A 25485-nucleotide genomic window follows, 5' to 3' on the forward strand; every position below is an offset into this window, starting at 1 on the left:
GTTATCCGCGCAGCGGCTTGGTGCCGCGTTCGTTCATATGTAAACTATCTTTTCGGCCACTCTGTCACCGGATCAATCCGCGACGGAGAGTGTATCGGGTTTCTTCCGACGCGATCTGTCACGAAGCGCCAGCCAGACCAGTATGGCATGAGGCAGAAACGCGGCGAGAACCAGAGACATCCCCATCCCTGCCTCGCCGGCCGACATTGCGCGGCGGGGCCATGGCCCGAAACCCGCCGGATGGGCCTGCCCGATCACCGCGAAGGCGAACCACAGGGCGAGAAAGCCCGTTCCGCAGCGGAAGAGACAGATCCCGAGGCGGCGGCCCCATGACGGGGCGGACGCACCACCGCCGATCAGGATCCGGCTCACGGCCAAGGCCGACCCGAAGACGAAAGCCGACGCCGCGGCGCCGATGGCAAAGGCGGCATTCATGGGCTGGTAGGTGAGGAAGGTCATGCCGCCGGTGGCGAAGCCCGCCCGGAGAACGAGACCGCCGAAGGTCGGATAGAGGCCGAGGGCGAGGAGCAGCGCGGCCCCCGCCGAGGCCCCGGCGATGCGCCTGGGCAGGGACGCCGTGCTCCTCGCCGCCATCACGGCGATCCGCGCGAGAGCGTAGATCAGCGCGAAGGTGAAGAGCGGGTATTGCAGCAGGAAGAACCCGTAGAAGCGCGCCGCCAGATCGGGCGGCAGCGCCGAGGCCTGGCTCAGGCCGGCGAGGGCCGTGGCGCAGACCGCGAGCACCGCAGCGATGACCGGAAGTGCCGCAGCCATGACAGACAGTGCCGCGGCTGCGGGAGGAGAGGCGGCGGCCGGGACAAGCACCGCGGACGCGCCGCCGGATGCCATCACGCCTCGTAATTGTCGCGCACGAGCCGGTCGAGGAGACGCACGCCCCAGCCGGCGCCCCAGCTCCGGTTGATCTCGCTGGGGCTCGACGACATCGCGACGCCGGCGATGTCGAGATGCGCCCACGGCACGTCGTTGACGTAGCGCTTGATGAAGGACGCGGCGGTGGCCGCGCCGCCATGGCGCCCGCCGGTGTTCTTCATGTCGGCGAATTTCGAGTCGATGGCCTTGTCGTAGGCCGGGATCAGCGGCATCCGCCACACCGCCTCGCCGGTGGCCTCGCTGGCGGCGGCGATCTTGGCGGCCAGCGCATCGTCGTTGGAGAACATACCGGCGATGTCCTGGCCGAGGGCGACGATGATCGCCCCGGTGAGGGTCGCCAGATCGATCATGAATTTCGGCTTGTAGGCACTCTGCACGTGCCAGATCACGTCGGCGAGGACGAGGCGCCCCTCGGCGTCGGTGTTGATGATCTCGATGGTCTGGCCGGACATGGAGGTGACGATGTCGGCCGGGCGCATGGCGTTGCCGTCCGGCATGTTCTCGACGATGCCGATAGCGCCGATGGCGTTGACCTTCGCCTTGCGCGAGGCGAGCGCGAACATCGTACCCACGACGCAGGCGGCGCCCCCCATATCGCCCTTCATGTCTTCCATGCCGCCGGCGGACTTGATCGAGATGCCGCCGGAATCGAAGCAGACGCCCTTGCCGATGAAGGCGATCGGCGCTTCCGACGCATCGTCGCCGCCGTTCCAGCGCATGACGACCACGCGGGCCTCACGCGTCGAGCCCTGCGCGACGGCGAGGAGCGCTCCCATGCCGAGGGCCTCGAGCTTGCCGGGACCGAGAACCTCGACCTCGACGCCGAGCTTGGTCAGTTCCTCGGCGCGCCGCGCGAATTCCTCGGGATAGAGAACGTTCGGCGGCTCGTTGATGAGTTCACGCGCCAGGAGGACGCCGCCGGCCACGGCCTCCGAAACCTTGGAAGCCGCCTCCGCCGCCGAGGGATCGGCCACCATGAGGGTGAGCGCGGTGACGCGAGCTTCCTCGCCCTCCGGCTTCTTCTTCGTCTTGTAGCGGTCGAAGCTGTAGACGCGCAGACGCGCGCCGAGGGCGAAATCGGCGGCGTTCGCGGGGCTCACCGAGGAGCCTGGCCAATCGAGGGCGACATGGGCCTGGCGGCCGCTCACCTTGCTGGCCGCATAGCCGCCCAGAGCCGGCCAATCGATCTTGGCGCGGTCCTTCTCCGAACCGAGGCCGATGACGAGGAGCCGGTCGGCATCGATCCCGGCGGGGGCCGGGAGTGCCAGGGACGTCAGCGACTTGCCCTTGAACCGCTCGCTCGCAGCGGCGCGCGCCAGCAGGTCGGCCGCGCCGCGGCCAAGGGCCTGCGCGACCGTGGGCGAAAGCGCCAGATCATCGCCGACGAAAAGAACGATGTCGCCGTGGCCGACCGGGCCGAGCGGCCCGAATGCGATCGTGATACCGTCCGCCATAAGTCACGCTTTCCGAAGGTCTGAATTGGTTCGTGCGGCCCGACACACGGCGCCGCGACGCTCCTTGTGTACCCGTTGATGCGAAGAACGCAACGCGATCCGGCCGCCGCGAAAGCGCCTGATTTGAAGCGCCCCAAGACGATCGACATCGGTGGACGGGTGCGATGCCGGGGGGCATGAGGAAGGCCCGTGGGACGCGTCCCACGCAAGCCGCGCGTAAGGCCCGCCACGAGATCCGATGACGCAGATCGAGCGCTACATATTCAGGATCGCGGCCGGGGCCTTCCTCGCTTGCCTGATCGGCCTCACGGGCACGATCTGGGTGACACAGGCCCTGCGCGAACTCGACCTGATCACGGCCAAGGGCCAGACCCTCATCGTCTTCTTCCTGATCACCGGATTGTCGGTGCCGACGCTGATCACCGTGATCGCGCCCGTGGCCCTGTTCATCGCCGTGGTCTACGCCCTGAACCGGCTGAACGGCGATTCCGAGCTCATCGTCATGTCGGCGGCCGGCATGCAGCCGCGGCGCATCCTTCGCCCGTTCCTCACCCTGGGGCTCATCGTGAGCGCCGGCGTCGCCTTCCTGACGATCCAGGTGATGCCGTCCTCGTTCCAGGAACTGCGCGACGTGCTCACGCGCGTGCGCGGCGACTTCATCGCGAACGTGGTGAAGGAGGGCCAGTTCACCGAGCTCGACAGCGGCATCACCTTCCATTTCCGCGAGCGCGGCCCGGGCGGAACGCTGCAGGGCATCTTCATCCAGGACAAGCGCGAGGCCGGAAAGACGGTGGTCTATCTCGCCGAGCAGGGTCAGGCCGTGGATTACGAGGGCCAGAGCTACCTCGCCCTTGAGAAGGGCAGCATCCACCGGCAGCAGAAGGATTCTCGGGATTCCTCGATCATCACCTTCGAGCGCTACACGGTGGACCTCGCGGCCTTCACCCCCCCGGACGGCGAGACCGTCTACAAGCCGCGCGAACGGTCGACGGCGCAGCTTCTCTTCCCCGATACGACCGAGACCTATTACCAGTCTCAGAAGGGCCGCTTCCGCGCGGAAGTGCACGACCGGCTCTCGGCCTGGCTCTACCCGCTCGCCCTGACCCTCATCGCTTTCGCGGCACTCGGCGACCCGCGCACCACGCGCCAGGGGCGCGGCCTCGCCATGGCGGGCGCCGTCGTCGCCGTCATCGTCCTGCGCATCGCGGGCTTCGCGGCCAGCAGCGCGGCGGTGCGAAGCCAGGGCGCCGTCGTCGCGATCTACGCCGCCCCCGCCCTGGCGCTGGCGATGTCCTGCCTGATCGTCTTCAACGGTGCCGCGGTGCGGGACTGGAACGCGCGCGTCTCCAGGACCCTCTCGAATCTCGGCCGCGCCGTGATGCGTCGACCGCGCCTCGGCGACGGGTGAGGCCGCCGCCATGATGATCGGCTTCACCCTCGGACGCTACTTCGCCCTGCGCTTCCTGCGCACGGTGCTCGGCGTGTTCATCACCGTCTTCGCCCTGGTCTACACGCTGGATTTCGTCGAATTGCTGCGCCGGGCGGGCGACACGGAGGGCGCGTCCACAAGTTTGATGGCGCAGCTCTCGCTCTATCGCACCCCGGCGGTGGCCGAGGGCGTCCTGCCTTTCGCGATCCTGTTCGGCTCCATGGCGGCGCTGCTCCAGCTGTCGCGCAAGCTCGAACTCGTGGTGGCGCGGGCCGCGGGCATCTCGGCCTGGCAGTTCCTCCAGCCCGGCATCCTGGTGGCGCTGGCCATCGGCGCCTTCACGGTGGGGATCTACAATCCGGTCTCCGCCGCGATGAAGCAGCGATCCACCGAAATCGAGGCGAGGATCTTCGCGAAATCCACGAAGGCGAATTCCGGCAAGGACCTGTGGATTCGCCAGAACAGCCTCGACGGCCAGGCGATCCTGCGTGCCGGGACGGCGATCGAGGGCACGACCACCCTGGCCGGCGTGTCGGTCTATACGTTCGACGAGGCCGGGGTCTTCGTGTCGCAGATCGAGGCCGCGCGCGCGACACTGCATGACGGATACTGGACCCTCCAGGACGCGCGGCTCCTCACCAAGGGCCAGCCTCCCGAGAGTTACGACACCTACATTCTCGCCTCGAACCTCGATGCCGGACAGGTGAAACAGCGCTTCACACCCCCGGAATCTGTGCCTTTCTGGCAACTGAACGAGACCATCGCACGCACGGAGAGGGCTGGGTTGGATGCGACGCGCTACCGACTCCAGTATGATGTCCTCATGGCGAGGCCCGTTCTCTTCGTTGCCATGGTGCTCGTGGCAGCCAGCGTTTCCTTAAGGTTCTTCCGCTTTGGTGGAGTGGGCAAGCTTGTGCTCGGCGGTGTGGCGGCGGGGTTCTTCCTCTACGTCGCGCGGCAGGTCATGGAAGGCCTCGGCGCATCAGGCATCGTGTCGCCCCCGGTGGCGGCATGGTTCCCGGCCGTGGTAGGGAGTCTTCTCGGTACGCTCACGCTTCTCTATCAGGAGGACGGCTGATGCCGTTGTCGGTGACGGGACGCGAAACGAGGCCGAGGCAGAGGTTGGGACACGGGTTGCGTACAGTCTCCGACATCGCGAAGCTCGCCGGGTTGCTGGCGTTCGTCTCCGGCGCCGCGCTCACGCTCGGCTCCGATGGTGCGAGCGCGCAGGCTGCCGGCCAGAGTGACAGGGGCCAGGCCCGCAAGGCTGCGGCGCCCAAATCCGCTGTGGCACCCAAGGCCGCCGCGCAGCCCGCTCCTGCCCCCGCGGGCAAGCCGGCCGAGCGGCTCCTCGTCGAGGCCGCCGAGCTGATCTACGACAACGACAACAACACCGTCACGGCGCGCGGCAATGCCGAGCTGCATTACGGCCCGCGCACCCTGCAGGCCGACCGCGTGCGTTATGACAGGGCCAGCAGCCGCGTCTTCGCCGAGGGCAACGTCCGTCTCACCGACGAGACCGGCGCCGTCGTGACCGGCGACACGATGGAACTGACGGACGATTTCCGGAACGGGTTCGTCGACGCCCTGCGCATCCAGCAAACCGTGGAAATGCGGGGCCAGCCGGTCCGCACGCGCTTCTCCGCGCCGCGCGGCGAGCGGGTGGACGGCGAACAGACGACCTTCGAATCCGGCACCTACACCGCCTGCGAGCCGTGCAAGAACAATCCGGAGACGCCGCCCCTGTGGCAGGTGCGCGCCGCCAAGATCATCCACAACAACGAGACCCACACGATCGGGTTCGAGGAATCGACCCTTGAGATCGCCGGTATCCCCGTCGGTTACCTGCCCTATTTCGAGGCGCCGGACCCGACGGTGAAGCGCAAGACCGGCTTCCTCACGCCGCGCTTCATCACCTCCACCGCCCTCGGCAGTGGCATCTCGACGCCGTTCTTCATCAACGTCGCGCCGAATTTCGACATCACCCTGACGCCGTCCTTCCTGAGCGAGCAGGGTATCCTCGGCCAGGGTGAGCTGCGTCACCGGCTCGACACCGGAACCTATACCATCCGCGCCAGCGGCATCTTCCAGACGACGCCCAGCGCCTTCCTCCCCGGCCCGCTCGGCGCGGGAGACCGCGACTTCCGTGGTTCGATCGAGACCACGGGCCAGTTCTACATCAACGACCGGTGGCGCACGGGCTGGGACGTGGTCGGCGTCACCGACAAGTGGTTCCTCGACAATTACCGCGTCCGCAATTCGAGCATCACCACGGATTACTTCCGTGAGGCGGTCTCGACGGCCTACCTGATCGGCCAGGGCGACCGCTCCTGGTTCGAGGCGCGCGCCTACTATTTCAAGGGTCTGTCGAGCTACGATTGGCAGAAGGAGCAGCCGGTCGTCGCGCCGGTGATCGATTACGACAAGCGCATCAACGGTCCGGGCTTCCTCGGCGGCGAAGTGCGTTTCGAGGCCAACATCACCCACCTCGACCGTGAAGCCACGGATTTCCAGGCGATTCCGCGCACGGGCTCCTACTACTTCAATCCCACGGTCAACGGGACGACCTACTCGCTCTACGAGACCTGCACCACCTTCACGCGCAGCACCTGCATCATCCGCGGCCTGTCGGGGAGCAACACCCGAGCATCCGCGCAGCTGTCATGGCGCCGGACCTTCATCGACGATGCCGGCCAGGTCTTCACTCCCTTCGCCTATCTGCGCACGGACGCCTTCTTCGTCGATCCGCGCAATTCCGGCTATCAGAACGCCCTCGCGCAGACGATCAGCACCACGGATTCGGATTTCTCAGGGCGGGTGATGCCGGCGGTGGGTCTCGATTACCGCTATCCCTTCGTGAGCAATTTCGGCCCCCTCGGCGTCCACACCCTCGAACCCATCGCTCAGGTCGTGATCCGTCCGAGCGAAACGCATATCGGCCGCCTGCCCAACGAGGACGCGCAGAGCTTGGTCTTCGACGACACGTCGCTGTTCGAGTGGGACAAGTTCTCCGGCTACGACCGTGTCGAAGGCGGCGTCCGCACCAATCTCGGCGCGCAATACTCGGTGGTGACGCCGTCGGGCTGGTACGCGAACGTGATGTTCGGCGAATCCATCCAGGTCGCCGGGGTCAACTCGTTCCGTCGGGGCGATCTCGCCAATGTCGGCCTCGATTCCGGCCTGGAGCGTCGGGAATCCGATTATGTCGGACGCTTCCAGCTCTCGCCCAACCAGAATATCAGCTTCGTCACACGTGCGCGGTTCGAGCAGCGGGACTTCACCGTCAACCGCCTGGAGACGGGCGTCATCGCGCGCCTCAACCCCTTCGCGCCCATCGACCTGTCGATGTTCTATTCCTACTACGCCGCCCAGCCCATGCTCGGCTTCAACAACCGCAGAGAGGGCCTGACCGCCTCGGCGACCTACCACATCACCCCGAACTGGTTCGTCACCGGCTCGGCCCTCGTCGATCTCACGCACTATCTCGACGTGCGCGATAATTTCGCCAACGCCTACACCTCCTATCTCGCCAATCCCGTAGGCGCGGCGCCGGTCTATACCAATCCCGGCCGCGCCAACCTCGCCGGATTGAGCATTGGCGGCGGTTATCAGGACGAGTGCACCACCTTCTCGCTCAACTACATCGTCTCACCGACGGCCGCGGCCCTCGGCGTCACGGAGCGCAACCGCACCGTGCTGCTGCGCGTCGAATTGAAGACCCTCGGCGAAGTCGACCTGCGCCAGAACGTCAACATCGCGAGCACGGCCGACGGCATCGCGGCGACCCGGTGAGATCGGGCGAGAACCCGGCCTCGCCTTCTTCCGGCGACGACAGCAGGCCATGACGGTGCACAGACCCATTGCGCTCACGATGGGCGATCCCGCCGGTATCGGGCCGGAGATCGCCCTCATGGCCTGGCTGTCCCGGGACGAAGGGGCCGGGCTTCCACCGTTCTTCCTCATCGGCGATCCCGATTTCATCGAGGCGCGGGCGAGCAGCCTCGGCTTTCAGGTGCCGGTGGCGGAGGTCGGACCCGATCTCGCGGTCGAGGTCTTTCCCCGCGCGCTCCCGGTCATGCCGCTGCCGAGCGGTACGCGTGTCGGCGCCGTGGCGGGACGGCCGAGCGCGGCCAATGCCGGCGCGACCCTCGAATCGATCATGACGGCGGTCGGTCTGGTCCGCTCGGGCGAGGCGATCGCCCTCGTCACCAATCCGATCGCGAAATACGTCCTGACCAGCGTCGGCTTCGCCTATCCGGGCCATACCGAGTTCCTCGCGGCCCTGGCCGCAGAGCCCGGCAAGGCCGCGCCGCTCCCGGTGATGATGCTGTGGAGCGAGACCCTGGCCGTGGTGCCGGTGACGATCCACGTCGCCCTGCGCCGCGTGCCCGATCTGTTGACGCAGGACCTCGTGGTCCGGACGGCACGCATCGTGGCGCGGGACCTGACGGAACGCTTCGGCATCCCCCATCCCCGCCTCGTCCTGTCGGGGCTGAACCCCCATGCGGGCGAGGCCGGCACGATGGGGACGGAAGACCGCGACGTTCTGGAACCGGCCGTGGCGCAGCTCCAGGACGAAGGGATCGACATCAGAGGCCCGCTTCCGGCGGATACGCTGTTCCATCCCCGCGCAAGGGCGGCCTACGACGTCGCGCTGACGCCGACCCACGACCAGGCCCTGATCCCGATCAAGACCATCGCCTTCGACGATGGCGTCAACGTCACGCTGGGTCTGCCCTTCATCCGGACCTCGCCCGATCACGGCACTGCCTTCGACATCGCGGGCAAGGGCGTGGCGCGGCCGGACAGTCTGATGGGCGCCCTGCGGCTCGCCGCTAGACTTGCGGGGCAACACGCGTGAGCGAGGACGGGCTTCCCCCCCTGCGCGAGGTCGTGCTGAAGCACGATCTCGCGCCGAAGAAGGCGCTGGGGCAGAACTTCCTGTTCGACCTCAATCTCACCGGGCGGATCGCCCGCGCCGCCGGCCCGCTGGAAGGGGTCACCGTGGTTGAGGTGGGGCCGGGCCCCGGCGGCCTGACCCGCGCCCTCCTCTCTGCCGGCGCCGCACGCGTGGTCGCCATCGAGCGCGACCCCCGCGCCCTGCCGGCGCTGGCCGAGATCGCCGCGCATTATCCGGGCCGCCTCGACGTGGTCGATGCCGACGCGCTGAAATTCGATCCGCGCCCCCTCGTCGGTGACGGAAAGGTGCGGATCGTCGCCAACCTTCCCTACAATGTCGGAACACCGCTGCTGACGGGGTGGCTCACCGAATCGGCCTGGCCGCCATGGTGGGACTCCCTCACGCTGATGTTCCAGCGCGAGGTCGCCGAGCGGATCGTCGCGGACGAATCCGACCGGGCGAATTACGGGCGCTTGGGCGTCCTGTGCGGCTGGCGCACCGAGGCGAACATCCTGTTCGACGTGGCGCCCTCGGCTTTCGTGCCGCCACCCAAGGTGACATCGAGCGTCGTCCACCTGCGGCCGAGGCTTGCCCCCCTGCCCTGTTCGGTGACGGCACTCGAACGGGTGACGCGGGCAGCGTTCGGCCAGCGCCGCAAAATGTTGCGCCAGAGCCTGAAAGCGGCAACGCCCGACCCGGCGCGCCTGCTCGACGCGGCGGGGATCCCCGAGACGGCCAGGGCGGAAGAGGTGCCGGTCTCGGGCTTCGTCGCGATGGCACGGGCGCTGGACTGAATCCCGCCCGGACGACGACGCCGTGTGGGTATCCAGGCGGGGCCGCCGCAGGGTCGACGGCCGGAATCGTTCAGAACTTGCCGAGCATCGGGAAATCGACGCTGAGGGCGGATTCGGCGGCCAGCGGCGCCTCGCGGCGGCGTGGCTTGCGGTTGATCACCTGTTTCAGCTTCGATTTCAGCACGGACATGTCGAACGGCTTCAGGATGAAGGCATCGGCACCGGCCTGGTGCGCGAGGTTGATGTCCTCGAAATCGAACGACGCCTCGGTGAGGATGAAGGGCGTGTTCATGAGCGCGTCGTCGCCGCGGATCTCGCGCAGGAGCGTCAGTCCGTCCATCGGCTCCATCATCAGGTCCGAGATCACGAGGGCGTATTTGCGCTCGCGCAAACGCTCCAGCGCTTCGGGACCGCTGGTCACGCCGTCGACATCGGGGAAACCGATCCGCGTCATCAGCAGGATGACCAGCTTCAGCAGTTTCTCCTGATCGTCGACGATCAGGATCGGTGGGGTCTCACTCATGGGCTTTCGAAGCTCAAAGTCGGATATCCGACATCAGGAAGGCTGGGACGAAGCATCAGACGAAGAGATGGTCGATGCCCTGTTTGGCCAGCGATTCGGCCTGCAGGGCAACGGCGAGGGAATGGATCACCCCGCCTTTCGGAGTGCCGCGCTGAAACATCGGCAGCAGGCCGGCCTTCTGGAAGATCGCGTCGTTCGCGGGGTTGCGGATGACGGTCACGAACGAATTGACGAATTCCCGCTTCACGATCTCGCGCCACTCGACGATCTGCACGTCGCGATGCCGGGTATCGTTGCTGATCCGTCCGAACGTGTCGTTCACGGAGGTGCGCTCGCCCTCGATGATCTGCGCGGCGAAATTCTGCTCCACCAGCAGGAAGCTCGTGATGACGGAGAATTCGTTCTTCTTCTGCGCCTGCCGCGTGATCTCGCCGAGTTGGCGAGTCCGGCCCGCCGCATCGGCGGCGAGATTGAGGCGCGAGAAATAGATGAGATGGACGAGGGTCGTCCGCTTGCTCTTCATGATCCCTCTCCGTTGCGCCAACGGCCCGACGATAACCGACCTGGGCATAACGCTGGGTAAACGACGCCGGCACTCTATCACGAAACCGGCAAAAGCTGCCGGGGCATTCCAGGCAAATGTCGGTTCTTGCCGACCATCTAAAGAACTAATCTTGTATTTTCAATGAGTTAGATTTGGCATCTCGCTTGCGGATGATGGCTTGAACCGATTTCGGTCCACATCATTTTCAACAAAGGTTGCCGGTCATGGATGTGTTTTCCGCGTTACAGACGGCGGTCTCGGGCATGAAGGCCCAGGGCTTCTCCCTCGAGAACATCTCCGGCAACATCGCCAACTCGCAGACCACCGGCTTCAAGCGGGTCGATACCAGCTTCGTCGACCTCGTCGCCGAGCAGGCGCCCAGCCGTCAGGTCTCCGGCAGCGTCAGGGCGAATTCCGTCCTCACCAACTCGATCCAGGGCAACATCATCGCGACCGAGACACCGACCAACATGGCCCTGAACGGGCCGGGATTCTTCGCCGTGCAAACGAAGGCCAGCGACGTCAATGGTCAGACTTCGTTCTCGCCGGAAAATCTCTATACGCGCCGAGGCGATTTCAAGACAGACTCGGAAGGCTATCTGCGCAATGGCGGAGGAGCTTATCTGACCGGAAGCAATATCGATCCCATCACAGGCAACGCCGGGAGCGAAGGCCCTATCCAGATTTCGCAACGGCCAATCCCTGGCAAGGCAACGGGCATGATCAGCTATGCAGCGGATCTTCCAAAAAATCCCGCCAACACTTTGGTTGGAACAACATTTTCTGGCACAGCTAGCCCGATTATCCTGACTGGCACCGGGAATGGAACTGTTCCTGCGGGCACGGATGCAAATAATCTCATGAATGGCAGCATCACAGGACCAATATTGCAGATATATTCAGCCAGTGGGGCACCTGTACAACTCAATACAGTATGGTCGAAAGTACAAGACGCAGTTCCAGCGAAAACGACTACTAACGCCGATGGCACTAAGACTGAATTTCCTGCTAAGAATGCCGTCTGGAATCTATTCTATGCCAACGACACTACAGTTGACAGAGGAAAGTCGTCATGGACGAATGCAGGAACAGCGTTCGAATTCGATGCGGGTGGTACGCTTGTTGAGCCAGATACGGGTTCCATTACGCTCGCAGAGCCGACGATTGATGGTGTGAAGCTCGAATCTATTGCTATCAGTTATGGAAAAGGTTTGTCATCCTTCGGCGACAAAAACATAGCAATGTCAGAGCTAAAACAGGATGGATTTACATCAGGTACATTCAAAGACAGCTACATTACCGAGAGTGGTGAGGTTGTTGCCAGTTATAGTAATGGCAATACTATTACCGTTGCAAATATCAAGGTGGTGCAATTCACAAACCCCGATGGACTGAAGGCGGATTCGTCAGGCAATTATCGTCAGACGCTTGATTCCGGAGTCCCAGTCACGGGCCTCAATGGCACGACGATCGAAGGCCAGAACATCGAGCAGTCGAATACGGACATTGCGAGCGAATTTTCTAAGATGATCGTAACCCAACAGGCCTATTCTGCGAACACGAAGGTCATCTCGACCGCGCAGGACATGATGTCCTCGTTGATCAATATCATCCGCTGAGTTCCGAGGTTTCCGGTGACGTAAAGGGAGGGCAAGCGTGTCGTTATCAGCCCTGAACACGGCCATGGCCGGCCTGAAGACCACTCAGGCCGCCATCGGCATCGTCTCGCAGAACATCGCGAATGTCGGCACCACAGGCTATGTCAAGCGCTCGCTCGACACCGTCGCGCAGGGGCCCGGCAATTCCGGCGTTGCCCTCGGCACGATCGACCGGGTCTTCGACGAGAATTCGTTGAAGCAGCTGCGGCTGGAGACGTCCGGCGCGTCCTATACGGGCATGATGGCGGACGTCCGGACCCAGCTCGACAAGCTCTACGGCACGCCCGGCACGACGAGCGCCCTCGACGGGGTGATGAACAGCTTCACCCTGGCGCTCCAGACCCTCGGCGCTGCTCCGGACTCCGCGCCCGCCCGCTCCGCCGTGGTCGCGGCGGCATCGAACCTCGCGACGAAGATCGGAAGCATCGCGGAGGGGGTCCAATCCCTGCGCACCGCGACCGAGAGCCAGCTCGCCAACGATACGTCGGCGGCGAGCGGCCTGCTCTCGTCCATCGCCCAACTCAACGTCAAGATCGCGGCCACCAGCGACGATGGGTCCAAGGTCGCCCTGCTCGACCAGCGCGACCAGGCCCTCAATTCCCTCTCCGGCTATCTCGACGTGCAGGCCTCGGTGCAGCGAGACGGGACCGTCACGGTCATGACCAATTCCGGCATGACCCTGGTGGACCGGGCCAGCGCGGCGAGTTTGAGCTTCGACGGCCGCGGCACGCTCGGTCCAGAGGACAGCTACTCCGCGGACCCGGCCCAGCGCGGCGTCGGAACCATCACGGCGACCACGCCGGGCGGCGGAACGATCGATCTGGTGGCCTCGAACGCGATCCGCTCGGGCTCGCTGGCCGCCGGAATCGAGCTGCGCGACACGGTTCTGCCCCAGGCCCAGCGCCAGCTCGACGATCTCGCGGCGGGCCTGTCGCGGTCGCTGTCCGATAGCTCGGCGGTGGGCACGCCCGCGTCCACAGCGGCGGGCGCGGGTTTCGACATCGACCTCACTGGCCTGAGCGCCGGCAACGCCATCACGATCAGCCTCAAGGATGACAAGGGCGCCCAGCGCAACCTGATCCTGGTTCCGTCCAAACTGAATCCGCCCGCCGCCGTGAACCGGACCGATGTCGCCGACCCGCTGGCGACCATCGTGCCGTTCACGCTGGAGAGCGACCCGGCCAAGCTCGGCGCCTCGATCGCCGCTGCCCTCGGCTCGTCATTCACCGTGACGTCCAACGGCACTGTCGGCAAAGAAGGCGCGGTCAGAATCCTGACCCCGGCGAACGGGACCACGACGATCCAAGGGATCAGCGCCAGCGTCACCCAGTCGAAAACGGCCGACGACGTGACGAACGGCAAGCCGCAGATCCCGCTCTTCGTCGATGGCGGCGGCCAGGCCCGTCTCTTCACCGGCTCGTTCGATGGCGGCTCGCAGCTGACGGGCTTTGCTCAACGCATCGCCGTGAACCCGGCGGTGGCGGCGAAGACCGAATCGCTGGTGAAGATGTCGTCATCCACTCCGGCCAACGACGTATCGCGGCCGCAATACCTCCACAACGCCCTCACGACCGCCAACCGGACCTTCTCGGCGGCGAGCGGAATCGGCGGCATCAGCGCCCCTTTCACGACCTCGGTTCAGGACTTCACCCAGAAGATCATCGACGCCCAGGGCGCCGCCACCGCGACCGCACAGTTTCTCGACGAAGGGCAGAGCATCGCTCTGGCGACGGCGCAGAGTCGGTTCGCGGACACATCCGGCGTCAAGATCGACGAGGAGATGTCGAAGCTCGTCGGGTTGCAGACGGCTTATACCGCCAATGCCCGCGTCCTGACGGCCGCGCGCGACATGCTGGACACGCTTCTCCGGATCTAGAGATTCCTCACGGACTTCCTGTCCGTGAGGTTGCTCCAGGTCTTCTTTCCGCATTTCGTTCTTCCGAAACGTGGGCTCCACAGTTCGGGCCATTTCTCAGGCGTCTTCCAACGGTCAAACCCGTGAAGACCCTTTCGCCGAGGTCACGATGACGATCAGCGCCTTCACGGCAGGCACCTATTTTCAGGATCGCAACACAGCGAATCTGGTCAGCCAAAAGGCGCGCCTCGATGCGTTGACGACCCAGCTCAGCACCGGACGCAATGCGGAGACGTATGGCGGCATCGGCTCTGCGCGAACCACCAGCCTCTCTGCCCACGCCTCGCTCAGCGCGCTCGATGGCTACGATGCCGCGATCAACGCAAACACCACGCGGGTGACGGTCGCCAGTTCGGCGGTGACACAGCTCTCCAACCTCAGCGGCATCGTCCAGGGTTCGTTGAATAGCGGGTCGATCGCGTCCGGTTCGAACGCCGTGCAGGTAGCCAGGAACAGCCTGGACGCCGCCGTGGACGCCTTGAACCAGGACGTCGCCGGTAATTACATCTTCGGCGGTCGCGATTCCGACGCCCCGCCCGTCGCCTCGTCGGATGCGATCCTCAACGGCGTGCCCAGCCGCAACCTCGACGGCCTCAAGACCGTGGTGAGCGAGCAGATCGCCGCCGATCTCGGCCCGAACGGCAATGGCCGCATCGCCACGAGCGTGTCGGGCTCCACCGTGACGGTCAGCGAAGAGGGTACCGGAGCCGGAGGCACGGAGGCGCGTGCGAATTTCGGCTTCAGCCTCGTCTCTGCGGCGAGTTCGAACCCGGCGGCCATCACGGCGGGGCCGATGACGGCGCGCACGAACCCGGACGTCACCTTCTCCGTGGCCAATGCGCCGGCGGAAGGCGACCGCATCCGCGTGGCGATCAATCAGCCCGACGGAACCCAGAGTTTCACCGACCTGATCGTCACCGCCAATCCTCCGGCGGATTCCACCAACACGATCCCGCTCGGTACGGCCGCCGAGACCGCCGCCGCCCTCACCAAGAAGTTCCAGGGCCAGCCCGTTGCCAGCATCCAGGGCAAGGCCTCCCTCGGGCTCGCGGCGAATTTCGGCGCCGGCACGCCGGCTTCGGTGGAGCTCAACGTGAAGACCCCTCCGGCGGCGGGGGACACGCTGACCTTCAAGCTCGCGCTTCGCGACGGCACCACGCAGACGATCACGCTGACCGCGAAGGCGAATGCGGATGCGAAGTCCACCACCGAGTTCTCGCTGACCGGTGACGTCGCCGCCAACATCTCCACCGCCCTGTCGAACGCGCTGAAGGAGACGGCGGGGACGACCCTCTCGGCGAGTTCGGCGTCGCGCGCCACCCAGGATTTCTTCGCCGGGTCGAAGACCGAGGGTCTTGCGCCGCGCCGCGTATCGGCGGACGGGAACGGCTACGCGGAAGGGGCCAGCGCCACGACCGTCATCTGGTACACCGGCGACGATACCTCCACCGATCCACGGGCGACGGCATCGGTGCAGATCGGCTCGGACCGAAAGATCGGCATCGGAGCCCAGGCCAACGAGGCGCCGATCCGCGCGGTCCTCGCCGGGATCGCGCAGGTCGCGGTGCAGAGTTTCACCACCACGCAGACCGGAACGTCGGAGGCCGCACGCTACCTCGCCGTCGCGGAACGCTCACGCTCGGTTCTCACCTCCACCAACGGGCGCGAGGGATTACAGGCCATCGCCAGCGATCTCGGCCTCGCGGCCAAGACCATGACGGAGACGAAGGCCGACAACCGCGCCGCCAGGGCCACGCTTCAGGACAGTCTCGACGGCGTCGATACGGTCTCCCTCGAGGAAGTGACAGCGAAGCTCCTGGCGCTCCAGAACCAGCTTCAGGCGAGCTACCAGGTGACCTCGATGCTCTCGAAGCTGACGCTGACGAACTACCTCTCCTGAATCAGGCCGCCGCCAGGCCGCGCTGGCGCAGCAGCGGATCGATGCTCGGCAGGCGGCCGCGGAAGGCGGTGTAGGCCTCGCCGGGGTCGCGCAGGTTTCCGGCCCCGTAGACGAATTTGCGCAGGCGCGCGGCCGTCTCGGGGTGGAAGATGTCGCCGGCCTCGCGGAACGCGTCGAACGCATCGGCATCCAGCACCTCGGACCAGAGGTAGCTGTAATAGCCGGCCGCATAGCTATCGCCGGAGAAGATATGCGCGAAATGCGGCGAGCGGTGCCGCATGGAGATCTCCGCCGGCATGCCGATGCGCTGCAGGGCGTCGGCCTCGAAGGCCAGGACGTCGAGCCCGTCCTCGCCGCCGCTCGATAGATGCAGCGTCATGTCGACGATCGCCGAGGCGGTGTACTCGATGGTGGCGAAGCCCTGATTGAAGGCACGCGCCGCGAGCATGCGGGTGAGCAGGTCTTCCGGCATCGGCTCGCCGGTGCGGTAATGGCGTGCATGGGCGCGCAGCACTTCCGGCTGTTCGAGCCAGTGCTCGTAGAGCTGTGAGGGCAGTTCGACGAAATCGCCCGCCACCGCCGTGCCCGCGAGAAGCGGGTAGGTCACGTCGGAGAGGAGGCCGTGCAGGGCATGGCCGAACTCGTGAAACAGGGTGCGCGCGTCGTCGAAGGACAGAAGCGGCGTCTCGCCCGCCGGCGCCTTGGCGAAGTTCATCACGTTGACGATGATCGGCGTGATCGGGCCGTTGAGCCGCTCCTGTGAGCGGAAGGCACTCATCCAGGCGCCGCTGCGCTTCGACGACCGGGCGAAGTAATCGCCGAGGAAGATCCCGATCTCCGATCCGTCGGCATTGCGTACCGTCCAGGCCCGCACGTCGGGATGGTAGCGGGGGAAGTCGGTGAGTTCCTCGAAGCGCAGGTGGAACAGGCGCGAGGCCGTGTCGAAGGAGGCCGCGATGACGCCGTCCAGGGGCAGGTAGGGCTTGATCTCGCCCTCGTCGAGATCGTGCTCGGACCGCCGGAGCTTCTCCGCATAGTGGCGCCAATCGTGGGCGCGGATGGCGAAGTCGGCCCCTTCCGACGTCGCCAGCGCCTGGAGCCGGTCGCGTTCCGCGCCCGCACGGGCATGGGCCGGTGTCCAGACGTTGCGCAGGAGTTCCATCGCCGCGTCCGGCGAGCCGGCCATGGTGTCGGAGAGCTTGAAATGAGCGAAGCTGTCGAAGCCGAGGAGCCGGGCCCGCTCCGCGCGGAGGGCGACGATCTCGGCGATGATCCCCTTGTTGTCCGTGGCGCCCCCGCTCTCGCCACGGCGGGTCCAGGCCTCGTAGGCCTTCTCGCGCAGGTCACGCCGGGCGGAGAAGACCAGGAACGGCTCGATCAGCGAGCGCGACAGGGTGATGACGTGACCGTGCTCGCCGCCCCGGTCCTTGGCCGCGCTGGCGGCGGCCGCCCTCAGGAACTCGGGCAGGCCGGCGAGGTCCGCCTCACCCTCGAGGGGGAGGATGAAGGCGCTCTCATCGGCCAGCAGGTTCTGGCTGAACGTCGTCCCGAGCTCGGCCATCCGCCCGGCGATCTCGGCCATCCGCGTCTTCGCCTCGGGAGCGAGATCGGCACCGGCGCGGCGAAAGCGTGTGCGGTAGCGGTCGAGGACGCGCCGCTCTTCCGAGCCGAGCGTCTCCGCATCCGCGTTGACGGCGGCGATGCGCGCCCAGAGCCGGGGATTGAGGTAGATGGCGCTGCCGTGGCGGGCGAGACGCGGCGTGATCGCCCGCTCGACGGCCTGGAGGTCCGGGCTGGTGTTGCTGCCGCTCAGGTTGAAGAAGACGGAAGCGACGCGGTCGAGATCGAGGCCCGCGCGCTCCATCGCCTCCACCGTGTTGGCGAAGGTCGCCGGCTCCGAAGACTCGGCGATGGCCGCGATCTCGGCATCGTGCGAATCCAGGGCCGTCTCGAAGGCGGGCAGGAAATGCTCCGGCCGGATCCTGTCGAAGGGCGGCAGGCCGAACGGCGTGTCCCATACAGGCTCAGCGAACGGTCCGATGTCCCGGATGGTGGTGCTCGTCATGGTCGTCCTTCGAAATCGTGCGCCGCTGGCTCGGCCGGAACGTAGCCATCGGAGGGAACGAGCGCAAAGCCCCCGCGTGGTTTTGCGGTGACATGCGTGCGCCTGTGGACGGCATCTGCGGGACATCATCGCTTGCGCCCGCGCACGGCTCGACGCAGGTTGCCGCCGCCATGACACCCTCCCTCCGATCCGTCCCCGTCCCGATCCGCACCGCCCGCCTCGTCCTGGCGGCGAGCGGTTTCCTGGCCGCCGGCATCGGTTCGGCCATGGCTCAGAGCCTCTCGGTCGATCTCGGCCAGGGCGGGGTGACGGAGCGGGCGCTCCAACTCGTCGCCCTCATCACCGTCCTCGCGCTGGCGCCGTCCGTGCTCGTGATGGCGACTTCGTTCACGCGGATCGTGGTGGTCCTCTCGATCCTGCGCTCGGCCCTCGGCACGCAGAGCGCGCCCCCGAATGCCGTGATCACCAGCCTCGCCCTGTTCCTCACCGCCTTCGTCATGGCGCCGACGGCGCGGGAGGCTTACCGGACCGGCATCGAACCGCTGATCGCCGGGCAGATCACGCAGGGCGTGGCGTTCGAGCGGGCCTCGGCCCCGTTCAAGACCTTCATGCTGCGCAACGTGCGCGAGAAGGATCTGAAGCTGTTTCTCGACATGGCGAAGGCCCCCGCCCCTGCCGGGCCGGAAGCCATCGGCCTCGAGATCGTCACGCCGGCCTTCATGATCTCGGAACTCAGGCGGGCCTTCGAGATCGGCTTCCTCCTCTTCATCCCCTTCCTCATCATCGACCTCGTCGTCGCCTCGATCCTGATGGCGGTGGGCATGATGATGGTGCCGCCGGCGACGGTGGCACTGCCGTTCAAGCTGATCTTCTTCGTGCTGGTGGACGGCTGGACCCTGGTCGCGGGCTCGCTGATCCAGAGCTACGGAAGCTGAATGCGGGATCAGCCGTGCAGGTGGTCCAGGATGGCGAGCCCCGCCGGCGTCGCCTCGTAGCGGGTCCGCTGGGTGCGCTGGTTGCGCTCGGTGATCGCCAGAAGCTCCGCTTCCCCCGACAGGGTCTCCACGGCGCGCAGGACGAGGGCATGCTCGACGCCGAAGACACGCGCGAAGCTTCGGCTGTCGGCGGCGAGCTTCAGGTGCAGCCCCGCCAGCAGCCCGGCCTCCAAGGTGGAGAGGCCGGGCTGGAGGTCGGCGATGGAATCGGTGACGGCGAGGAAGGTCTCGGCGTCGGCGGGCGGCTCGCTCACGCGGCTTCAGCCGGGCGGCGGATCGAGACCATCACCGATTTCGAGGTCGGCGTGTCGCTCTCCTTGCCGAAGGACGACAGGGGAACGAGGACGTTGAGCTCCGGGTAGTAACCGGCGAGACTGCCGCGCGGCATGTCGAAGGGCACGAGGCGGAAGCCTTCGGCCACCCGCACCACGCCGTCGTCGTGGGTGCCGACGATGTCGACCCGGTCGCCGGCGACGGCACGGATTTCGGCCAGGTCGTCGGGATGGGCGAACAACACCTGACGCTCGCCGTAGACACCGCGATAGCGGTCGTCGAGGCCGTATACGGTGGTGTTGTACTGATCGTGGCTGCGGAAGGTCTGGAGCACGAAGGTGTCGCCCATCGCCCTCGCCTGCTGATGCTCGGTCGCCTCTGGCAGGGCATCGGCGGAGAAGTTCGCTTTTCCGTTCACCGTCTCGAAGTTGCGCTCGGCGGCGAGGTTGCGCAGCATGAAGCCGCGCGGACGGCGGACGCGGGCGTTGTAACCGGCGAACCCCGGAATGGTCCGCTCGATCAACGCACGGATGCCGTCGTAATCGTCGGCGAGGGCCGCCCAATCGACCTTGTCCGAGCCGACGGTGGCAGCCGCCATGCCGGCGATGATCGCGATCTCGGAGCGCAGCTCCGGCGAGGCGGGCTTGTTGATGCCGCCCGAGCCGTGGACCATGCTCATGGAGTCCTCGACCGTGACGATCTGGATCTTGCCCTTCGAATTCCGGTCGATCTCGGTGCGGCCGATACAGGGCAGCAGGTAGGCGACGCGGCCGGGCACGAGATGCGAGTGATTGAGCTTCGTCGCGATGTGGACGGTGAGTTCGCAGGAGGCGAGCGCCTTGGCCACCAGCGCGGTATCGGGCGTGGCGCGGGCGAAGTTGCCGCCGAGCCCGATGAAGGCCTTCGACGAACCGTCGAGCATGGCGCCGATGGCGCCGATGACGTTGTGACCGTGTTTGCGCGGGGCGACGAAGCCGATCTCGCGCTCGAGGGCGTCGAGCAGCGCGGCGGGCGGCTTCTCGTTGATGCCCACCGTACGGTCGCCCTGCACGTTGGAATGGCCGCGCACGGGGCAGAGGCCGGCACCGGGACGGCCGATATTGCCGCGCAGGAGCATGACGTTCGTCATCTCGCGGATGGTGGCCACCGAGTGCTTGTGCTGGGTGACGCCCATGGCCCAGGTGCAGATCACCTTGTCGGCGCCGAGATAGACGTCGGCAGCCACCTCGATATCGGCGCGAGAGAGGCCGGACTGGTCCTCGATCGCCTCCCAGCTCGTCGCCTCCACGACGGCGCGATAGGCCTCGTGGCCCTCGGCGTGGTGGCTGAGGAAGGCGCGATCCAGGACGGATGGACGGCCGGCGGCGCGAGCCGCGTCGTCCGCCGCGAAGACCGCCTTGGCGATGCCGCGGAACGCCGCCATGTCGCCGCCCGGACGGGGCTGGTAATAGTGGCTCGCCACCGGGGCGCTGGCACCGCGCAGCATCTCCACCGTGTTCTGCGGGTCGGCGAAGCGTTCGAGCCCGCGCTCGCGCACGGGGTTGAACACCACAACGCGGGCGCCGCGGGTCGCCGCCTTGCGCAGATCGCCGAGCATGCGGGGATGGTTGGTGCCGGGGTTCTGGCCAACCACGAAGATCGCGTCCGCCTTCTCGAAATCCTCGAGCAGCACGGTGCCCTTGCCGATGCCGATGGCCGCCTGGAGGGCGATGCCGCTGGCCTCGTGGCACATGTTGGAGCAGTCGGGGAAGTTGTTGGTGCCGTAGAGCCGGGCGAACAGCTGGTAGATGTAAGCCGCCTCGTTGGAGGCGCGACCGGAGGTGTAGAACTCGGCACGGTCCGGGCTGTCGAGGCCGCGCAGGGTGGCGCCGATCTCGGCGAAGGCGTCGTCCCAGCTGACGGGCAGGTAGCGGTCGCTGCCTGCGTCGTAGCGCATGGGGTGCGTCAGGCGTCCCTCGCCTTCCAGCGCGTAGTCGGTCCAGCCACGCAGCTCCGACACGGTATGCTTGGCGAAGAACTTCGGCGGCGTGCGCTTGTCGGTCGCCTCCCAGGAGACGGCCTTCACGCCATTCTCGCAGAACTCGAACGACGAGCCGTGCGCCGGATCACCCCAGGCGCAGCCGGGACAATCGAACCCGTCGGGCTGGTTGGCCTTGAGCATGGCGCGGGCCCCGGAGAGCGGGGCGCGGCTGCTCAGCAGGTGCTTGCCGCAGCTCTTCAGCGCGCCCCACCCGCCGGCGGCGGAGGAACGCTTGGGGGACGCGACCGGGTGATCCATGAACGATCCTGGTTCGGCAAATGAGGGATGGGACAGTGCCGTCGCAGGGCGAGGCCACCGTCGATTCCACCAGCGATATCGCACCGCACAAGGGTCACTCAATCAGGGGCAAACGCGGGCCAGTCATGCGCCTGTGGACATGTCATGGCATGAAACCGAGCAGTCTTACGGAGTTCTAAACTCACCCCCGATCCCAGCGCAGAAGACGCATGCGAATGGCGCCGGGATCGGACCTGCCGGCCCGATCCGAAACCGGCCTTGCCGAGACTTCCACCGCGATGCGGGAGCAGGTCACGCCATGTCCCTCGGCCCGCCCCTCGCTTACCTGGCGTCGAGGCCGAGCCTGGACAGAGCCGCGGCATCGCGGCCGACGATGGCGGACAGGTCGCGCGCACCCTCGGTGCCGAGCTTGCGCAGCAGGCCGGATTTGATCGTGCTCACGAGGCCGGGGCCGGCATAGACCAGGGCCGAGTAGAGCTGCAGCAGGCTCGCTCCGGCACGGATCTTGGTCCAAGCCGCCTCGGCGGAGTCGATCCCGCCGACGCCGATGAGCGGGATGGTACCGCCGACACGCAGGTAGGCCTCCGCCAGAAGGCGGGTCGCCGGTTCGAAAAGCGGGCGGCCGGACAGGCCCCCGGTCTCCGTCGCCAGGGAGGCTTCGGTGAGACTGGTCGGCCGCGCGATGGTGGTGTTGGAGACGACGAGGCCCTGCACCTTGCGGCGCAAGGCGGTGGCGACGATGGAATCGAGGGCTTCGAGCGAGATGTCGGGGGCGATCTTGAGCAGGATCGCGGTCTCGGGCGAGGCCTTGTCGCGGGCCTCGACCACGCGTCCCAACAGATCGTCGAGGAAGGCTTCGCCCTGGAGGTCGCGCAGTCCGGGGGTGTTCGGCGAAGAAACATTGACCGTGACGAAGGCGACATGGGGCGCCAGCGCCGTGGTGCAGGCCACGTAATCGGCGATCCTGTCGGTGGAATCCTTGTTGGCCCCGATGTTGATGCCCACCAGACCGGTCCGGCCACTTCTGGCCGCGAGGCGGCCACGCACGACGTCGAGCCCTTCGCTGTTGAGACCGAAGCGGTTGATGACGGCACCGTCGGCGCTCAGGCGGAACACGCGCGGGCGAGGATTACCGCCCTGCGGCTTCGGCACCACGCCGCCGACTTCCACGAAGCCGAAGCCCAGGCCGAGCAGGGCATCGGGCACCTGCGCGCCCTTGTCGAACCCCGCCGCCAGGCCGACCGGATTGGGGAACCGGCGGCCGAAGGCGGTGACCGCGAGCTTCGGATCATCCGGGGTGGGCTTTCGCGGAGGCAGAAGCCCCAGCCCGCGCAAGGTGAGGTTGTGCGCCGTCTCGGCGTCTAGACCGTGCAGGATCGGCTTTGCGAGGGGAAAGAGAGCGCCGATCATACCGATGCTCCGGTTGCGGGGCTGGCGGACGAGATAAGATCGGCTTGAAACACATGCCGTCCGTCCGGCCCGATCGGAAGCTCGGTCACGGATATGACGGCGTCGAGGGGCAGATCGCCGTAGAGATGGGGGAACAGCGCCCCGCCACGGGAGGGCTCGTAGCGTAGGGCCTCGCCCAGCGCCTCGGCCTCGATGCCGATGAGGAGGAGATCGGGGACACCCGCGAAGTGCCGGGCGGCCGTTTCAGCCACCTGGTCGGCGGTGGAGAAATGGATGAACCCGTCGGCCTTGTCGACAGGCGCACCCGCGAACCGCCCCGCTTCCTCCGCCTCGCGCCAGAGGGCGCGCGGGCAAATCTTGTAGATCACGGGCATCGCGCGTTGCCTTCCGGTTCGACGGTCCACGCGATAGAACGGGTCGGCATCCGTCGCAACCACGATCGGTCGCCACCTCAAGTCGTCCTTTCCGAGTTCCTACACCTTCTGGATAATGGCGGCGTGCCGTTGCTTCCGGCGTAGTTTAGTTCTACTTTCCTAAAGCTAGGCTGGATGTCTTAGCCATTCTGATCGAGTCTCGCCATGCTGTCCCACGAGCAGATCTGGACCGCGATCGACCTCCTCGCGGAACGCCACGGCTTCTCGGCCTCCGGTCTCGCACGCCGTGCGGGCCTCGACGCCACGAGCTTCAATCGCTCGAAGCGGATCGGGCCGGATGGGCGCAAGCGCTGGCCCTCCACCGAATCCGTGTCGAAGGTGCTCGCGGCGACCAACGCGACGCTCGACGATTTCCTTCGCCTCATCGAGCCACGGGAAGGCATGCCGCGCGCCATGGTGCCGCTGATCGGCATGACGCAGGCCGGCGCCGGCCGGCTCTTCACCGAGGAAGGCATGCCCACGGGCGGCCCGGGCTGGGAGGAGATCGAGTTTCCCGATCTCGGCGAGGATCGCGCCTTCGCCCTCGAAGTGCAGGGCGATTCCATGGAGCCGCTCTATCGCGACGGTGACGTGCTGATCGTCTCTCCCACCGCCAGTGTCCGCAAGGGCGACCGCGTGGTGGTGCGTCTGGCGAGCGGCGAAGTGCTGGCCAAGGAACTGCGCCGCAAGACCGCCCGGACCATCGAGCTGCTCTCTCTCAACCCGAACCACCCCGAACGCATCGTCCAGGTGGCCGAGATCGCCTGGATCGCCCGGGTGATGTGGGTGCGGCAATAGCCATCGCCGGGAGCCGCCGTGCCGATCGATTCTGGCACCCGCACCCGATGCGACTCACACTGGAGCCCGTTTCGCTCCGACAGGCCTGGATAGAGCATGGCGTTGCATGATCAGGACGGCGAACCAGGCGATCCTCCGGACTCGCGCATCGATTTTCGCTCGGGCCTCGAGGCCAGCGCCGTACCGGCCCTGTTGATCGACCCGGCGACGGCGAGGATCGTCTCGGCCAATCCCGCCTTCGCGCAACTCACCGGCCATGAGACCGGCGATCTCGCCGGACGCGACGTCCATCTCCTACTGGGCGCCAATACCGATAAGGACGCCCGAAGCGCTTTCGCCGCGGCCTTGGCGGGTACGCGGCCGGAAGGGATCGAGGTACTGGCCTGGCGCCGAAACGGCTCGACCTTCTGGGCCGAGATCTTCGCTGTGCCCCTGCCGGATACCGGTCTTCTCCTCGCGCAACTGGTCGACGTGACCCGGCGCAGGGACGCGGAAGGGGCGCTTGCCTTGTCCCGGCAACGCGAGGCCCTCGGGTTGCTCACCAACAGCGTCGCCCACGAGTTCAACAACTTCCTGCAGATCCTCATCGGCTATATCGACGGGCTGAAGCGGCGTCTCGGCGACCGGGAAGAACCCTTCATCCAGCGGGCCGTGACCCGGTCCACCGATGCCGTGGAGCGAGCCACGATTCTGACGCGGCATTTGCTGACTTTCTCGCGCCGGATCGCGCCGGATGTCCGCCCCGTCGACATGAACGCCCTCATCACCGCTTTCGGCACGCGCATGCGCGGGACGCTTCCGCCCGGAGTGACATTGACGGTCCACACCGCGCCGGATCTACCCAACGGCCTCACCAACCCGACCCAGGTGGATCTCGCCCTCTTTCACATCGTCGCCAATGCCTGCGAGGCGATGCCGGCCGGCGGCAGTATCGAAATCACGAGCTTCCTGGTGCCGTCGAGCGACCCGGCGATCCGCCGGCAGGGAGACGGCGCCATCGGCATCTCGGTGCGGGATACCGGGCATGGGATGTCGCCGGAGATGGCAGCGAGAGCGCTGGCTCCCTTCATCACCACGCGCGAGGCCGGGCGCGGCACCGGGCTCGCCATCGTCCACGGCCTGGTGAAGCGCCAGAACGGCACCGTCTCCCTCGACAGCAAGCCCGGCGAGGGAACGACGGTGCGGATGATCTTCCCCGCCGCCGGCTGAGGCGTCACGGCTCTTCCCATCGTCGTCCACGGAACA

At 66.5% G+C, this 25485-nt stretch carries 20 protein-coding genes; 11 read left to right on the top strand and 9 right to left on the bottom strand.

Features of this window, described 5'->3' with window-relative positions:
* Positions 1–72: 72 nt before the first annotated feature.
* Together A3OM_RS0116430 and A3OM_RS0116435 are read right to left on the bottom strand one after the other, a co-directional pair.
* Positions 73–774: a hypothetical protein gene (locus A3OM_RS0116430; RefSeq protein ID WP_043764820.1), complete on the bottom strand. Its 702-nt coding sequence runs from the start codon at positions 772–774 to the stop codon at positions 73–75.
* A 74-nt stretch (positions 775–848) separates the two neighbouring features.
* The gene (locus tag A3OM_RS0116435; protein WP_018044861.1) at positions 849–2345 is read right to left on the bottom strand and encodes a leucyl aminopeptidase; all 1497 of its coding nucleotides are present in this window, start codon (positions 2343–2345) and stop codon (positions 849–851) included.
* 238 nt (positions 2346–2583) lie between these two features.
* Here A3OM_RS0116435 and lptF point away from each other — a divergent pair, with 238 nt between their 5' ends.
* The 5 genes from lptF to rsmA are packed head-to-tail and all read left to right on the top strand — an operon-like array spanning position 2584 to position 9468.
* On the top strand, positions 2584–3753 hold the full coding sequence (gene lptF, locus A3OM_RS0116440) for an LPS export ABC transporter permease LptF (protein WP_018044862.1): 1170 nt from the start codon (positions 2584–2586) through the stop codon (positions 3751–3753).
* A gap of 10 nt (positions 3754–3763) precedes the next feature.
* Positions 3764–4852, top strand: coding sequence for an LPS export ABC transporter permease LptG (gene lptG / locus A3OM_RS0116445; protein WP_018044863.1), 1089 nt, complete (start codon positions 3764–3766; stop codon positions 4850–4852).
* A 56-nt stretch (positions 4853–4908) separates the two neighbouring features.
* Positions 4909–7566 (top strand): LPS-assembly protein LptD, encoded by a 2658-nt coding sequence (locus A3OM_RS0116450; protein WP_018044864.1) that lies wholly within the window; start codon positions 4909–4911, stop codon positions 7564–7566.
* Between the two features lie 49 nt (positions 7567–7615).
* Positions 7616–8635, top strand: a complete 1020-nt coding sequence (gene pdxA / locus A3OM_RS0116455) for a 4-hydroxythreonine-4-phosphate dehydrogenase PdxA (RefSeq protein ID WP_018044865.1) — start codon at positions 7616–7618, stop codon at positions 8633–8635.
* Positions 8632–9468 (top strand): 16S rRNA (adenine(1518)-N(6)/adenine(1519)-N(6))-dimethyltransferase RsmA, encoded by an 837-nt coding sequence (gene rsmA / locus A3OM_RS0116460; protein ID WP_018044866.1) that lies wholly within the window; start codon positions 8632–8634, stop codon positions 9466–9468. Before pdxA ends, rsmA begins: the two co-directional genes overlap by 4 nt.
* A 70-nt stretch (positions 9469–9538) precedes the next feature.
* On the opposite strand, the gene A3OM_RS0116465 is transcribed toward rsmA, so the two are convergent.
* Both A3OM_RS0116465 and A3OM_RS0116470 read right to left on the bottom strand, forming a co-directional pair.
* Complete coding sequence (locus A3OM_RS0116465) at positions 9539–9991, bottom strand: response regulator (protein ID WP_018044867.1); 453 nt, start codon at positions 9989–9991, stop codon at positions 9539–9541.
* Between the two features lie 55 nt (positions 9992–10046).
* Entirely contained in the window at positions 10047–10514 is a 468-nt protein-coding gene (locus A3OM_RS0116470) for a BLUF domain-containing protein (protein ID WP_018044868.1), read from the bottom strand.
* Positions 10515–10759: 245 nt separating this feature from the next.
* Here A3OM_RS0116470 and A3OM_RS24225 point away from each other — a divergent pair, with 245 nt between their 5' ends.
* From A3OM_RS24225 to A3OM_RS0116495, 3 genes are all read left to right on the top strand, one after another.
* A complete protein-coding gene (locus tag A3OM_RS24225; RefSeq protein WP_043764356.1) occupies positions 10760–12154 on the top strand; it encodes a flagellar hook-basal body complex protein in 1395 nt (464 codons plus the stop codon).
* Between the two features lie 37 nt (positions 12155–12191).
* Positions 12192–14069 (top strand): flagellar hook-associated protein FlgK, encoded by a 1878-nt coding sequence (gene flgK / locus A3OM_RS0116490; protein ID WP_026176126.1) that lies wholly within the window; start codon positions 12192–12194, stop codon positions 14067–14069.
* A gap of 148 nt (positions 14070–14217) precedes the next feature.
* Positions 14218–16008, top strand: coding sequence for a hypothetical protein (locus tag A3OM_RS0116495; RefSeq protein WP_018044873.1), 1791 nt, complete (start codon positions 14218–14220; stop codon positions 16006–16008).
* Between the two features lies 1 nt (position 16009).
* Here A3OM_RS0116495 and A3OM_RS0116500 read toward each other — a convergent pair whose 3' ends face one another.
* Positions 16010–18073 carry a M3 family metallopeptidase gene (locus A3OM_RS0116500; protein ID WP_018044874.1) on the bottom strand — a complete coding sequence of 688 codons (2064 nt, stop codon included), beginning with the start codon at positions 18071–18073 and terminating at the stop codon, positions 16010–16012.
* A 170-nt stretch (positions 18074–18243) separates the two neighbouring features.
* Here A3OM_RS0116500 and fliP point away from each other — a divergent pair, with 170 nt between their 5' ends.
* On the top strand, positions 18244–19008 hold the full coding sequence (fliP, locus tag A3OM_RS0116505) for a flagellar type III secretion system pore protein FliP (protein WP_018044875.1): 765 nt from the start codon (positions 18244–18246) through the stop codon (positions 19006–19008).
* An 8-nt stretch (positions 19009–19016) separates the two neighbouring features.
* On the opposite strand, the gene A3OM_RS0116510 is transcribed toward fliP, so the two are convergent.
* From A3OM_RS0116510 to A3OM_RS0116525, 4 genes are all read right to left on the bottom strand, one after another.
* Positions 19017–19322, bottom strand: coding sequence for a hypothetical protein (locus A3OM_RS0116510; RefSeq protein ID WP_018044876.1), 306 nt, complete (start codon positions 19320–19322; stop codon positions 19017–19019).
* A complete protein-coding gene (locus A3OM_RS0116515; protein WP_018044877.1) occupies positions 19319–21619 on the bottom strand; it encodes an FdhF/YdeP family oxidoreductase in 2301 nt (766 codons plus the stop codon). Before A3OM_RS0116515 ends, A3OM_RS0116510 begins: the two co-directional genes overlap by 4 nt.
* Before the next feature lie 321 nt (positions 21620–21940).
* A complete protein-coding gene (locus A3OM_RS0116520; RefSeq protein WP_018044878.1) occupies positions 21941–23029 on the bottom strand; it encodes a quinone-dependent dihydroorotate dehydrogenase in 1089 nt (362 codons plus the stop codon).
* On the bottom strand, positions 23026–23403 hold the full coding sequence (locus A3OM_RS0116525; protein WP_018044879.1) for a DUF952 domain-containing protein: 378 nt from the start codon (positions 23401–23403) through the stop codon (positions 23026–23028). Before A3OM_RS0116525 ends, A3OM_RS0116520 begins: the two co-directional genes overlap by 4 nt.
* 204 nt (positions 23404–23607) lie before the next feature.
* Here A3OM_RS0116525 and A3OM_RS0116530 point away from each other — a divergent pair, with 204 nt between their 5' ends.
* Together A3OM_RS0116530 and A3OM_RS0116535 are read left to right on the top strand one after the other, a co-directional pair.
* A complete protein-coding gene (locus A3OM_RS0116530) occupies positions 23608–24240 on the top strand; it encodes a helix-turn-helix transcriptional regulator (protein ID WP_018044880.1) in 633 nt (210 codons plus the stop codon).
* A 96-nt stretch (positions 24241–24336) separates the two neighbouring features.
* Positions 24337–25449, top strand: coding sequence for an ATP-binding protein (locus A3OM_RS0116535; RefSeq protein ID WP_018044881.1), 1113 nt, complete (start codon positions 24337–24339; stop codon positions 25447–25449).
* The last annotated feature ends 36 nt before the right edge of the window (positions 25450–25485 follow it).

Origin of the sequence: Methylobacterium sp. 88A (genome assembly GCF_000376345.1) — a bacterium.
Taxonomy (GTDB): domain Bacteria; phylum Pseudomonadota; class Alphaproteobacteria; order Rhizobiales; family Beijerinckiaceae; genus Methylobacterium; species Methylobacterium bullatum.